At 40.5% G+C, this 13362-nt stretch carries 11 protein-coding genes; 6 read left to right on the top strand and 5 right to left on the bottom strand.

Features of this window, described 5'->3' with window-relative positions:
• The first annotated feature begins 103 nt into the window (after positions 1-103).
• Both typA and mscL read left to right on the top strand, forming a co-directional pair.
• Positions 104-1939, top strand: coding sequence for a translational GTPase TypA (gene typA / locus A9J31_RS09815; RefSeq protein WP_067764897.1), 1836 nt, complete (start codon positions 104-106; stop codon positions 1937-1939).
• A 279-nt stretch (positions 1940-2218) separates the two neighbouring features.
• The gene (gene mscL / locus A9J31_RS09810; RefSeq protein ID WP_067764894.1) at positions 2219-2656 is read left to right on the top strand and encodes a large conductance mechanosensitive channel protein MscL; all 438 of its coding nucleotides are present in this window, start codon (positions 2219-2221) and stop codon (positions 2654-2656) included.
• A gap of 134 nt (positions 2657-2790) precedes the next feature.
• On the opposite strand, the gene A9J31_RS09805 is transcribed toward mscL, so the two are convergent.
• Positions 2791-3072, bottom strand: coding sequence for a peptidylprolyl isomerase (locus A9J31_RS09805; protein WP_067764891.1), 282 nt, complete (start codon positions 3070-3072; stop codon positions 2791-2793).
• Positions 3069-3923: a bifunctional DNA-formamidopyrimidine glycosylase/DNA-(apurinic or apyrimidinic site) lyase gene (mutM, locus tag A9J31_RS09800; protein ID WP_067764888.1), complete on the bottom strand. Its 855-nt coding sequence runs from the start codon at positions 3921-3923 to the stop codon at positions 3069-3071. Before mutM ends, A9J31_RS09805 begins: the two co-directional genes overlap by 4 nt.
• Positions 3924-4314: 391 nt before the next feature.
• On the opposite strand from mutM, the gene A9J31_RS09795 reads away from it, so the two are divergent.
• From A9J31_RS09795 to A9J31_RS09785, 3 genes are read left to right on the top strand one after another with little or no spacing between them, the layout of a single operon-like run.
• On the top strand, positions 4315-5571 hold the full coding sequence (locus A9J31_RS09795) for a carbohydrate porin (protein WP_067764885.1): 1257 nt from the start codon (positions 4315-4317) through the stop codon (positions 5569-5571).
• 19 nt (positions 5572-5590) lie between these two features.
• A complete protein-coding gene (locus A9J31_RS09790; RefSeq protein ID WP_067764882.1) occupies positions 5591-7750 on the top strand; it encodes a TonB-dependent receptor in 2160 nt (719 codons plus the stop codon).
• 15 nt (positions 7751-7765) lie between these two features.
• Positions 7766-8902: an NADH:flavin oxidoreductase/NADH oxidase gene (locus A9J31_RS09785; protein ID WP_067764879.1), complete on the top strand. Its 1137-nt coding sequence runs from the start codon at positions 7766-7768 to the stop codon at positions 8900-8902.
• An 86-nt stretch (positions 8903-8988) separates the two neighbouring features.
• On the opposite strand, the gene A9J31_RS09780 is transcribed toward A9J31_RS09785, so the two are convergent.
• The gene (locus A9J31_RS09780) at positions 8989-9795 is read right to left on the bottom strand and encodes a tetratricopeptide repeat protein (protein ID WP_067764876.1); all 807 of its coding nucleotides are present in this window, start codon (positions 9793-9795) and stop codon (positions 8989-8991) included.
• Between the two features lie 257 nt (positions 9796-10052).
• Here A9J31_RS09780 and A9J31_RS09775 point away from each other — a divergent pair, with 257 nt between their 5' ends.
• Positions 10053-10298, top strand: coding sequence for a hypothetical protein (locus A9J31_RS09775; protein ID WP_067764873.1), 246 nt, complete (start codon positions 10053-10055; stop codon positions 10296-10298).
• Positions 10299-10341: 43 nt separating this feature from the next.
• Here the strand turns inward: A9J31_RS09775 and ygfZ are convergent, their stop codons facing one another.
• The gene (gene ygfZ, locus A9J31_RS09770; protein ID WP_067764870.1) at positions 10342-11067 is read right to left on the bottom strand and encodes a CAF17-like 4Fe-4S cluster assembly/insertion protein YgfZ; all 726 of its coding nucleotides are present in this window, start codon (positions 11065-11067) and stop codon (positions 10342-10344) included.
• A 123-nt stretch (positions 11068-11190) separates the two neighbouring features.
• Positions 11191-13287 carry a multicopper oxidase family protein gene (locus A9J31_RS09765; RefSeq protein WP_081410308.1) on the bottom strand — a complete coding sequence of 699 codons (2097 nt, stop codon included), beginning with the start codon at positions 13285-13287 and terminating at the stop codon, positions 11191-11193.
• Between the last annotated feature and the right edge of the window lie 75 nt (positions 13288-13362).

The following is a 13362-nucleotide window of genomic DNA, read 5'->3' as shown; positions in this document are numbered from 1 at the left end:
TGTCAGTCGTCAAAAAAATTGTCATTGTCAATAAACTGTCACTACTAAAATCTATATTTTTTCTGTATAATTTGCCCTCAAACTTTAGGCGTATCGAATTAACATGTCAGATATTAAAACTCTCCGTAACATTGCCATCATCGCGCACGTCGACCATGGTAAAACAACTCTAGTTGACAAACTTTTACAACAATCAGGTGCTCTTGGCGATCGCGCAGGCGAGATCGAACGTGTAATGGATTCGGGCGCTATTGAAAGCGAACGTGGTATTACCATTCTTGCAAAAAACACTGCAATTAAATGGACTGATGCTCGTACAAATACTGAATACCGTATCAACATCGTGGACACCCCGGGACACGCCGACTTCGGTGGCGAAGTTGAACGTGTAATGTCGATGGTTGACTGTGTACTACTTCTTGTTGACTCTCAAGAAGGTCCAATGCCACAAACTCGTTTCGTAACGCAAAAAGCGTTCGCACGTGGTTTGAAACCAATCGTAATTATCAACAAAGTGGATAAGCCAAGTGCACGTCCAGACTGGGTAATTGACCAAGTATTCGATTTATTCGACAACCTTGGTGGTACTGACGAACAGTTAGACTTCCCAGTTGTATATGCTTCAGGTCTTCGTGGTGTGGCTGGTCCATCTCCAGAAGAACTAGCTGAAGACATGACGCCATTGTTCCAAACAATCGTAGACATTGTTGAACCACCAGCAGTTGATGTTGATGGTCCATTCCAAATGCAAGTGTCTTCACTTGACTATAACAGCTTCGTTGGTGTTATCGGTGTTGGTCGTATTCAACGTGGTTCAGTGAAATTAAACACGCCTGTAACTGTAATCGACAAAGACGGTAAAACACGTAACGGCCGTATCTTAAAAATCATGGGTTACCATGGTTTAGAACGTATCGACGTAGAATCAGCTTCTGCTGGTGATATCGTTTGTGTAACAGGTATTGATGAACTTCATATCTCTGACACAATCTGTGATCCAAAAGCAGTTGAAGCTCTTCCAGCGCTTTCTGTAGACGAACCTACAGTGTCTATGACTTTCCAAGTAAACAACTCACCGTTTGCTGGTAAAGAAGGTAAATTCGTAACTTCACGTAATATTCGTGAACGTCTTGACCGCGAATTGATTCACAACGTAGCACTACGTGTTGAAGATACTGACAGTCCAGACCGTTTCAAAGTATCTGGTCGTGGTGAACTTCACCTTTCAGTACTTATTGAAAACATGCGTCGTGAAGGTTTCGAAATGGGCGTATCTCGTCCACAAGTAATCTTGAAAGAAGTTGATGGTGAAAAACAAGAACCTTACGAAAACGTAACGTTTGACGTTGAAGAACAGCACCAAGGTTCTGTAATGGAACAAATGGGTCACCGTAAAGGTGAAATGACAAATATGGAAGTTGACGGTAAAGGCCGTATCCGTATTGAAGCGACTGTTCCTTCACGTGGCTTGATTGGTTTCCGTTCTGAATTCTTAACAATGACTTCAGGTACAGGCATCATGACATCAAGCTTCTCGCACTACGGTCCTATGAAACAAGGTACTGTTGCGAAACGTCAAAACGGTGTATTGATTTCTATGGTTCAAGGTACTTGCTTGGGCTATGCATTGTTTACACTTCAAGACCGTGGTCGTCTATTCGCTAAACCACAGTTAGAAGTTTATGAAGGTATGATCGTAGGTATTAACTCACGTTCAGACGACATGACTGTAAACCCAACTAAAGCGAAACAGTTAACAAACGTACGTGCTTCTGGTACTGATGATGCGTTAACACTTGTTCCTAACATTGAATTTACGCTTGAACAAGCACTTGAATTTATTGAAGATGACGAGTTAGTTGAAGTAACACCTAAGTCAATCCGTATTCGTAAGCGTTGGTTGACTGAAAACGAACGTAAACGTAACCGTAACGGTTAATTTTATCGTTCTGAAAAAAACCGCTGACTTAGGTTAGCGGTTTTTTTATGCATGGATGTTTTGAATAAAAAAGAAAAACTTGAATGAGTTTATTCATTTAATCTGACATGCATAATATTGATAAATCCTTTTTAATATAGAGAAAAATGTTTTGTGTGAATTTTTATACATGGCATTTAGAATCTAATAAAAACCAAGTAAATTAGGTGGAAATAGTTATACAGATATAATGTATACTTCGTCACAAAATTAAAGCTGAAAAAAATTTCTGGAGATAACATGAGTATTATTCAAGAATTTAAAGAATTTGCCGTAAAAGGCAACGTGATGGACTTGGCTGTCGGTGTGATCATCGGTGGTGCGTTCGGTAAAATTATTGATTCAATGGTAAAAGATATCGTGATGCCATTGATTTCATGGATTCTGGGCGGTGATGTTGATTATTCAAATTGGTTTGTTGTCTTGGGCGATAATCCGAATAATGTAACTACTTTAAAAGCAGCACAAGATGCCGGTTTAAATGTCTTGGCCTATGGTAACTTCTTAACCATTCTTATTAACTTCTTGCTTTTAGCATGGGTAGTGTTCTGGTTGGTGAAACTGATGAACAAACTACGCCGTGATAAAGCAGAAGAAGCAGCGCCTGAACCTGAAGCGACTCCGGAAGATATCGAATTACTTCGTGAAATTCGTGATGAATTAAAACGCAAAGGTTAATTGAACTTTTGAATTAAAAAACGGCGCTAAAAGTGCCGTTTTTTAATTTCCCTAAATCCCTTTTTTAAAGGGGGGCTTTTCCTTCCTTTATTAAAGGTGAGAAACACTGCTTCATCAGAAGAGGGGGGAAATGACTAATCCATTCGAAATTTAATTTCTAATAAATGCCAACCAAATTGGCTTTTGATTGGGCCATGCAGTTCACGTTCAGGCAATGTGAAAACGGCTTTATCGATTGGGCCGACCAGTTGACCTTTTTTAATATCACCCAGCTCACCGCCTTTTTTCCCAGATGGACAGGTCGAATGTTGTTTGGCAATTTTGGCAAAATCTGCACCGCCTTTAATTTTCTTTTTGAGTTGTTCACACAACTCTTTATCTTTCACTAAAATATGACGGACGATAGCAGATTTCATGCTTTGCTTCCTTTAAGGGCTTTCTTACTGGTCATTTTAACCTTTTTTAATGGCTGACATTCAGGACAAAATACGCTTGCCCGTTGCCCGAGCTTAAGGTTCTGCAACGTCGTTTCACAGTTAATGCACATCTCACCAGCACGCCCATAAGCCAGTAGTGTTTGCTGGAAATAACCATTTTCACCCATAGCATTACTGTAATCTCGTAGGGTAGAGCCACCCAAATCAATCGCTTGTTTAAGAATGCGCTTAATTTCAAGCACCATTTTTTCAACTTGGTTCATGCTTAAACTGGAAGCAGGTTGTGCAGGATGAATACCAAGGTTAAATAAGCTTTCAGTCGCGTAAATGTTACCGACACCAACAACAACATGGTTATCCATAATTGCAACTTTAATGCCGGTATTCTTATTTTTAAATTTATTGAATAGGTAGTCCGCATTAAAAGCATCACTTAAGGGTTCTGGTCCTAACGTGTCAATTAGCTTAGTTTGAGTATTTTGATCTAACCATAAAATACAGCCAAATCGGCGAGGGTCATGGTAGCGCAATTGCATGTCTTCAAACTGAATTATGAGATGGTCATGCTTACGACGTTCCTCATGACCTTCACAAATACGGAAACTACCAGACATGCCCAAATGCCACAGCATCGTGTCTTGTTCGAACTCAGCTAAGATGTATTTCGACCGCCGACTTAGTTTTATGAGTTTTTGCCCTACCAGTTTTTGAATGTCATCAGGAATAGGCCAACGTAAACTGGATTGATAAATATCCACCTTCAACACTTTTTCATTTAGTAAAGGCAATAGACTGGTTTTGGTGGTTTCTACTTCTGGTAATTCAGGCATAGCTTAGGCGTAATACTGTCAACATATTGCGCTTAATATTGGGTGTTTTGAGTAGAATTGCAAGTTTGGTGCTGAAGCTAGAAAGGGCGAATTTCATTAATAAGCTTGAAGAGGTAAAATGAACTTTAGGGTCAAATAATGCAGCAGATTCATCAAGTATAAAAATTAAACTTCTGTGAAAATGGTTTTTAATTTAAGTATTTGAAAATAATGCTAAAAATAATTTAAATATAAAAAAGTTTATTTGTATTTATATAAATATATAAAAAAAAGTTTAATGAATAATAAAAAATATGCTGAGATAGAATGTGAAAAGTTATGTAATTTTTATGCCTTTAGATTTCAAACCTTTGGGTTGCGATCTGCACTCTCTCCAGATTTAGGTTTTCCAATGAAAAAATTCAGTCTAGCTTTAATGCCTACGTTGGTAATGGCAGCCATGACACATACTAATGCCGCAGATGCTTTTGACCCTAAAGGTCAGTATATGTTGGGTGATTGGGATGGTAAACGTACTGAACTCGCTCAACAGGGCGTGAAGTTTGAAGCAAATATTGCAGCAGATGCTGCCTATCTTGCCGATGGTGGACGTAATGCTGGACATTCAGCGACAGTAGCGAGCCAGTTGTGGCTGGGTACCCAACTCGATATGGAAAAGCTGGCGGGTTGGGATGGCGTAACTGTGCGTGCAGTGATGACAGCCCGTCAAGGCCAAAGTACAACGATTGATGATTTACAAGGTGATGCCCCACAATTGGCCAATGTTCAAGCCAATTTTGGTCGCGGCAACCAAAAAAGTCGCTTAACAGAACTTTCTATTGAAAAGAATTTTAAAGAACAGGGTATTAGTATTAAAGCCGGTCGTCTAGGTCTCGGAATGGACTTTAACGTGATGGCATGTGACTTTGAAAGTAATGCCTTTTGTGCAGCACAGATGGGCAAATGGCAAGGTACGATGTGGATGAATACGCCTGTTGCTCAATGGGGCGGTCGTGTGAAATATCAAGCGACGCCTGAACTTGCAGCACAAGTCGGTGTTTATGAATTTAACCCTGAAAATGCTTTAGAACGTCATGGTTGGAATTTGGATACCGATCAAGCAGATGGTGTGACTATTCCAGTTGAATTGGTGTGGACACCTAAATCGTTGGTAAACGGCTTAGCGGGCAGTTACCGTGTTGGTGGGATGTATAACACTGCGGATGACGTAAAAAATCAAAAAGATATTGCTAACCCGACAGATGCAAAAAATCGTACTTTTGGTGGTTGGGTTGCGATTGAGCAGCAATTGACATCTACAGGCGAGGGTCGTCGTGGCTTACATAGTTTTGCTAACTTTACTTGGCATGATCGTGTAACAACGAAAGTGGATAATTCACAACAATTGGGTCTGAAATATATCGGTTTAGCAGACCGTTTACCGACTGACATGATTGGTCTAGGCGTGAACAGAGCACATGTGAATAATCGTTTATCTGCTGACAAATTTGATGCGAGCGCAGAATATAACATTGAGTTGAACTACAGCCATAATCCAACAAAATGGCTGATGGTTCGCCCGAGTCTACAGTATGTTGTTAACCCAGGCTCAACAAATCGAGTTGATGATGCTTTCGTAATTGGTTTAAGCTCTAAGGTAACATTCTAATGAACAAGTAGGTGCATCCATGCAAAGTAAATATAACGTCAAATTCACATCGACACATTTACTTTGCCTGACGGCATGCATCTGCCAGCAACTTTATGCAGAAACAGGTTCTACGGAACCTGTTTTACTTCCTGCTATTACAATCGAAGCTCCTCGTACCAATACGACTTGGCTTAAAACACCAGCCTCGGTTTATCGAATTGAGCAGCCAGAAAATAATAACAATACAGGTGTGAACCTGTCGGAGACCTTAAAAGGTGTTCCCGGACTACAACTCAATAATCGTGAAAATTACGCACAGGATTTACAAATTTCGATGCGTGGTTTTGGCGCGCGCTCTACTTTTGGTGTACGCGGTATCCGTTTATATGTTGATGGAATTCCAGCGACCATGCCAGATGGGCAAGGGCAAACCTCAAATATTGATATGAGTAGCTTAAGTCATGTTGAAGTATTAGGCGGCCCATTTTCATCACTTTACGGGAACTCTTCGGGTGGTGCGGTATTAACCACAACCAAAGAAGGAACAGGCAAAGACTCCGTTGAGCTTGGTTATTCTGCGGGTAGTCATAACAAAAGTCGTGCAGATGTAGTGCTACAAGGTGGATCAGACAAGGCTAGTGAGCCAAGTTATGTGGTGAGTTCATCTTATTTTGAAACGGATGGCTATCGCGATCACAGCGCTGCTAAGAAAGTATTAAGTAATGCCAAACTCACATGGGATTTGGATGATGGTTCAAAAGTGAACTGGATTGTTAATCATGTGGATATTAATGCAGATGATCCGCAAGGTTTGACAAGAAAACATTGGCAAGACAATCCAAAGCAACAAGTCGCTTTTTTAAAACAATTTGATGTTCGTAAAGAAATTGACCAAACTCAAACAGGCTTAACATGGAAAAAGCCGATCAATGATCAGCATGAACTCAATGCAATGGTATATATGGGGCAACGTGATGTAACCCAGTATCAATCGATTCCTAAAGGTGAGTATTCAATAAATTTAGGCTTAGATGAAGATGGAAATCCAATATCATCAACAAGTCAAAGAAACCCTCGCCATGCAGGCGGTGTGATTGATTTTAGCCGTGACTATTATGGAACAGATATTCGCTGGACAGGCAAAGATTTATTACCTGATACACGTCTAACCGCTGGTTTGGCTTTTGACTATATGGATGAAGACCGAAAAGGTTATGAAAACTTTAATGCTGAAGGGCAGTATGGTGTAAAGGGCAATATTCGCCGCAATGAAAATAATACCCTATGGAATTTGGATCCGTATGTGCAAGCCTCTTGGAATTTTCTTCCAACATTGACCTTAGATGCAGGATTAAGATATAGCAATGTGCATTATGAGTCGGACGATAAATACATAGTTGGGTTGAATAAAGATGATAGCGGTAAAACCGACTATGACAAGGTTCTACCATCAGCGGCACTGAGCTGGGCGATCAATCCGAAAATAAACGCTTATGTCAGTTATGCCAAAGGTTTTGAAACACCCACATTTACCGAAATGGCCTATTCTAAAGATGACGGCATGAATTTTGATTTGAAACCTGCTAGTAGTGATAACTATGAATTGGGGGTGAAAGCGCAAAATGCATGGGGCAATTTCACTGCCGCAGTATTCCAAAGCAAAACACAAGACGACATTGTTTCAGCTGGTAGTGTAAATGGTCGAGCAACTTATAAAAATGCCGATAAAACTTTACGTGAAGGTGTCGAATTATCATGGAATAAATCCTTGTGGCGTGATTTAAGTGCGCAAGCCAGCTACAGTTATATCGATGCGACTTTTGATGCCGCAATTCCTGAAAGTGATGTCGTCAAAGGCACCTATATACCCGGTATTGCTAAAAACCAAGCCTTTGCAGCGCTAAATTGGCAACCTGAAACTGGCTTTAATGCCGGACTTGATGTCCGTTATATGGATAAAATTTATGTCGATGATGCCAATAGTGATGCTGCACCAAGCTACACCGTGGTTTCCGCCAATGCCGGTTATGTTTGGCAACAGGATGACTGGAAAATAAAAAGCTATGTTCGAGCAGACAATTTATTTGATGAAAAATATGTCGGCTCTGTGATTGTGAATGACGGTAATGGACGCTTCTTTGAACCCGCAGATGGGGTCAATTGGAGTGCAGGCTTAAGTGTAACGAAAGCATTTTAAAATAAGGAGAGTTTTGTGGCGTTGTTATTTCAACCAATTCAGTTTGGTAGTTTGACTTTAAGTAATCGAATCGTGATTGCACCAATGTGTCAGTACTCTGCCAATGAACAAGGCGAATTAACCTATTGGCATGAACAGCAATGGGCGAATTACGCATTGTCAGGTGCTGGGCTTTGTATTGTTGAGGCGACTGCGGTACAGCCTGAAGGGCGTATTAGCTATGCAGACCTTGGGCTTTGGAATGATTTACAACGTGCACAGATCAAAGCTTTATTGGCAAAAGTGAAAAGTCTTTCACCGATGCCATTTGCAATTCAACTTGCCCATGCTGGGCGAAAAGCGTCGACTGATAAGCCGTGGAATGGACGTGGCCAATTAGCACCTGATCATGCGCAAGGCTGGCAAACGGTTTCAGCCAGTGAATTACCATTTAATACGCAAGATCATGCGCCGCATGCATTAACCAAAGCTGAAATTGATCAGATTATTCTAGACTTTGCTGAGTCTGCAAAACGTGCAGTTGATGCAGGATTTGACCTCATTGAATTGCATGCAGCACATGGCTATTTATTACATCAGTTTATGTCGCCTTTATCTAATCAACGTACTGATGAATATGGTGGTAGCTTTGAAAATCGTATTCGTTTGACTTTAGAAGTCTTACAGGCCATGAAAAATGTTGTTCCTGTGGATTATCCAATTGGTGTACGTATCTCTGCAACAGACTGGATGGAATATACCGGCGAGTCTAGTTGGGACATCGAGTCTGCAGTAGGATTGTCTAAAGCTTTAGAACAATTAGGTGCAGCGTATATCCATACTTCGAGTGGTGGCTTAGCTGTTGATCAGAAAATACATCTACAGGCGAGTTATCAAGTCCCTTTTGCAGAGGCGATTAAGCATGCGGTTACGATTCCGGTCATTGCAGTGGGCTTAATTACGGAAGCGATGCAGGCAGAAGGCATATTGCAATATGAAATGGCAGATGCAATTGGTATTGCACGTGCTATCCAATATGACCCGCGTTGGCCTTGGCATGCAGCAGCAGAATTGGGAGCAGATATTCAAATCGCGCCGCAATATTTACGCTGTCAGCCACATGCGCAGCGCAGTCAATTTAAAGCCTTTGATGATGCAGCCTTGCTTAAATAAATTGGCCTAGAATGGTATAAATTTAAAATGCAATATAAAAAGCCCTGCAATTGCAGGGCTTTTTTTTCACAGTTTATGAATGAGCTTTAACTTTTTTTCGCGCTAGCTTTCGGTGCTTTGGCTTGTTCCGCTATTAATTTATCTACTGTTGCTAATGATTCTTTGGCCTGTGGTACATTTTCTTGTGCAAGTGCTGCAAAGATTTTTTTCGCTTCAGGCAGGTTTTGTGGAATGATATTGCCATTCACAAACATGTTCCCCACAGCCATGAGAGCAGGAATATATCCTTTTTTCGCCAAATCTTGAATGCTATTTAAGCCTTGTTGAACTGGTTTATCATTCTTAGTTTTAAAACCTGTACTGATGTCATACAGCGCTTTGGCATGTATTGCAGGATAGAAACCTTTCTTGATCAGTGGATCTAGCTTCGTTAATGCTAATTTGTCTGACTGAGGATTGTTTTCAGCAAATAAAAGAATCGCATAGTCGATAGTTGCATCGTCAAAACCTGCACTCGATGCACGTTCTAAATATTGTTTGGCTTTGGCTGGATCTTGTTTTAGGCCTAAAGTACCTGTGGCGTAATTTTTACCTAAGACATAGTTAGCAACGGGGTAGCCTTTTGCACCAGCTTGCTCATAAAGCTGAATGGCTTTTTTCTCGTCTTTTGCTGTACCTTGGCCAGTTTGTGTTAAATAGCCTAAGTTATAGATGGCTTGGGCATTGCCGGTTGCAGCTAATTTACTGAGTGCTTGATAAGCACCCGTCATATTTTTTGCTTTAACCATCGCTTCGATTTTTGCAAATTCAGGATCCACTGTAGCGGCTTTAGTATCAGCCAATGCGAGCTGGGTTGTGAGTGCCAAAATACTTGCGAGAATAATTTTTTTCATTTTAAAACCTTTTTTAAAACATGCACATAATTCCATTTATGTGTTTTGGTGGTTATTTTTGACTGTTTTAACATCATAGGTCGATTTATGTAAATGTAAAGTGAGGAATTGTGATTAGGACTTAAAATTTGAAAATTTTTCTAACGTATAAAAGCTGTAGTTTTCAGAACAATACCGCTTTTATTTGGCTTGTACTTTGCAAAGTTAATTGTTCTTTGCTTAAATCGCGCCTTCAACGAAAGATCTGAGGTTAGACCATGTTTATAAAAGGCATCAAACGTAACTATGACAAGGTTGCAGCGGATGAGTCAATTGCAGATGAAGATAAGATTGATGCGTTATTAATGAAGCTGGGTGCTGAATTTTTGGTCAGTAAAGAAAATCGTGTCTATATTTTTAAGAAAGGTGAGCTTGAAGCAAAATTTGATGCTAAACATGCACGCGCTTACCATTTTAAAGACTATGTGTGTAAAGATATGAACAAGCTGTTTCATGGATTTTAAATAAAAAACCTCCTATTAGGAGGTTTTTTTATGCATCAATATTTTACTGCGGTCGTGCTACATCACCATTTAAAGCTTCTGGCAAATTAAGCACAGTGACATCTAGTTCAGACAATGCATCTGGACGGGCAACAACCAGCGCCACATATCCATTTTCAACCTCTACGCTATTGACGACTTGAACGCCTTTATTCAATTGTTCACCTTCAGCGGGAGCCGCACCTGTACCTGCAATAGCATGTAGCCATGCTTTAGGCTTGGCTTTAAACCAAAGACGAGCAATAACTTCCTGACCTAAGTAACAGCCTTTGTCATAGTGCACGCCTTCACGTTGATGTAATCGTAATTCTTGTGGTTGAAACAAGTGCTCAATAGCTTGGTCGATATAGGCTTGACCCGCTTGAATCGCTTGAACTTCCCATGCAGCAACATCAGTTGGCTCTGTGCCAAAAGTTGTTTCGCCATTCACTAAACTTGGATAAACGAGACCCGAATCTTCAAGTTTCATTTTTGAAAATGCACCAAATTTTTTAATGTGCTTGGCAAATTCTTCAGATTGATCTTGAGTTGTGACAATCACAAAACTTTCGGCATTTAATTTGGTCAGCCATAGGCCAAAGTGAATACGGCCTTTCAGGTCGCAGATTGCTGTATAACGCGTTACATTTTCTTCCAGACGTTCAACATGTAAAGTCACCTGACCTTGAAGGAATTTTTGTGCATCCACACCATTTAAAGTGAAAGATGTAAATGCCATAGACGTTGACATGACGAGCCTCTGTGTATATTCACAAATGATTAATCACAATATTTTGCAGCAAGCAAGGCAGATAGGCAAACAAAATGCCCATATTGCGATGGGCATTTTAATTTTTGTTATTTAAGGATCGGTTTAATGGCTATGCGCAGCTAAATCGTTCGCGCTCATGTCCATACTGTGGTGGGCGGGTGCTTCGCTGTTACAGTCAAACTTATCACCACATATACGTACGGTTTCCATCATGCCTTGGTCTTCATGGTCCAGAATATGACAGTGCAATACAAAATCACCTTCAAATTTTTCATACTTACTGCGAACAATTATTTTATAGCCTTGCTTCACAAATAGCGTATCTTTCCAAACGCCTTTCATGCCGTGATATTGCGAGTCAATGTTTCCAGCACCATCTTTATCTGAACTGCCTATGGCACTGACATCGACACCCACTTCATTCAAAATTTTCACTACTTGGAATGGGTTGACATGAATATGGAAGGGATGACTTGCAACATTACTGGTCAACTCCCATTCTTGGGTTTGACCTATTAGGAGCTTACGTACAAAGCTATGGTGGGTGTGGTCTTCTGCATGATAAGCATCGCCAAAGCTGATGAGTGTCCCTTCATCGGCATGACGAATACCAAATTTAAAGCTTCCATCAGCATTAAACATAATGTCGAAGTTGGTGATTTGTTTTGCCATGTTTTTGAGCAATTCATCGACCTCAGCAGTCATGAGGCTAGCATGAGAAATAAAGGCGGATAGATCACCTTGCGAAACTTGCTGAATTACTTCAGGTGCAAGTCCAATAGCAGTGGCTTGCACTTTCAAAAAGTCATAAGGGCTTTGTACAGCTAGCTGCGTTGCTTGAACATTGACCCAACCGAGCAATTGCGTATTCAGTTTTTCTTCGGGTGCACGACGTAGCAGCGGACTTGAGTCTGGCGCATTGATTTCGTCTTCTAAGTTCAATTTAGCATCGTATACACAGTATTTATTAATGCTTGGAAAAGCCAACATGGCATCAAAGCGATAGCCTGGCTGAAATATTTCAATCCCTTGTTTTTGTATTTTCCCCATGGTTAAACCATCTTGAGCGACTGTATACAGTGGCAAGGTTTTTAATTTTTTAAATTGCGCTGACATGGCTTTGGTTTGATAGTTCTGACATTCAGCAAGCGTTTGTTCAGCGGTGAATGCTGAAGAATTTGGTAGCTCTTTGATGGTTAAGCCAATAGTGTCACGAATACCACCGTGAATCATGCGCCAACGGTGGTATTGATTTTGATCAACTTTAATTTCTCCCAGCATTTTGCCATTGATACTGGTATAACGATTTTCATCTGCCCACGAGGTTGGAATATCGAGTTTTGAATAATCTTCAAGGGCATACAGGCAAGGTGAATCGGCATTCGGCGTCAGCTTAGTGTCGCAATCTTCATTGTATTGAATTTGCTGAAACAGCATAATTTTTTCATGATCATAATTTTGTGTCTTTTGATTTTTCCATAAAATATCAAAGTCACCGTTTTGCTGAATTTGTCCATTCGTCACAATAGGTTTACGCTCACCTTCAATAATTAAAGGGCCAGCCATGCCGCTTGAAACCTGAATAGCTGTTGAGCCATGGACATGCGAATGATACCAAAACGTACCCGCAGGATGATTCGGCTCAATCTGAAATTCATAATGAAAGTCTTGATTGGGTTTGATAGTGAGGAATACGTTGTCACTATTGCCTTGCGGACTCACCCATAAACCATGGGTATGTAAATTGGTGGTGTTAAAGCAATTGCCTTGATTAATATTGGTAGCAGGATCAGGACAAGTTTCGTTTGATTCAACCGGTAGGTTATTGACCAAATGAACTTTTAAATTTTCACCTTGTTTGGCGCGAATTTGAGGGCCAACCAATACATCTGTGACGCTGCCATCGGCATTTTTACTGTTATAAAGCTCAGGCTTGGTCAAATAGCCACGCGCATGTAATTGATCATATTCCCCTGTTTCAGGGTCAAATAAAGCTTGCTTTTTATAAGCAACAATCAGCTCATGTTCGCCGCTTTTATTGGCTTTTAAACGTGGTGGATTGGTAATTACGTGAAGAGCATCAGCCTCATCTTCTTGTACTAATGTTTCGTTGTCTTTTTTGTTGCTATCGCCACAGGCAAAAAGCGTTAAACAGCTTAAAAGGCAGCTTGCCCCGATAAATTTTTTATAATGTGTCATGAACTTTCCCCAAAGCATAATGACGAATCAACAGTGAGTTTGAATGATGGCGCGTTCAAATTATTTGTTGTGTGT

The organism is Acinetobacter gandensis, assembly GCF_001678755.1.
Classification (GTDB): domain Bacteria; phylum Pseudomonadota; class Gammaproteobacteria; order Pseudomonadales; family Moraxellaceae; genus Acinetobacter; species Acinetobacter gandensis.
This window is presented reverse-complemented; position numbering and strand designations above follow the sequence as displayed.

Excerpts from the sequence above, each read along its gene's own strand:
- mscL (WP_067764894.1), top strand. The coding sequence starts at position 2,219 with ATGAGTATTATTCAAGAATTTAAAGAATTTGCCGTAAAAGGCAACGTG.
- A9J31_RS09765 (WP_081410308.1), bottom strand. The coding sequence starts at position 13,287 with ATGACACATTATAAAAAATTTATCGGGGCAAGCTGCCTTTTAAGCTGT.
- A9J31_RS09790 (WP_067764882.1), top strand. The coding sequence starts at position 5,591 with ATGCAAAGTAAATATAACGTCAAATTCACATCGACACATTTACTTTGC.
- typA (WP_067764897.1), top strand. The coding sequence starts at position 104 with ATGTCAGATATTAAAACTCTCCGTAACATTGCCATCATCGCGCACGTC.
- A9J31_RS09775 (WP_067764873.1), top strand. The coding sequence starts at position 10,053 with ATGTTTATAAAAGGCATCAAACGTAACTATGACAAGGTTGCAGCGGAT.
- A9J31_RS09795 (WP_067764885.1), top strand. The coding sequence starts at position 4,315 with ATGAAAAAATTCAGTCTAGCTTTAATGCCTACGTTGGTAATGGCAGCC.
- A9J31_RS09780 (WP_067764876.1), bottom strand. The coding sequence starts at position 9,795 with ATGAAAAAAATTATTCTCGCAAGTATTTTGGCACTCACAACCCAGCTC.
- mutM (WP_067764888.1), bottom strand. The coding sequence starts at position 3,923 with ATGCCTGAATTACCAGAAGTAGAAACCACCAAAACCAGTCTATTGCCT.
- ygfZ (WP_067764870.1), bottom strand. The coding sequence starts at position 11,067 with ATGTCAACGTCTATGGCATTTACATCTTTCACTTTAAATGGTGTGGAT.
- A9J31_RS09805 (WP_067764891.1), bottom strand. The coding sequence starts at position 3,072 with ATGAAATCTGCTATCGTCCGTCATATTTTAGTGAAAGATAAAGAGTTG.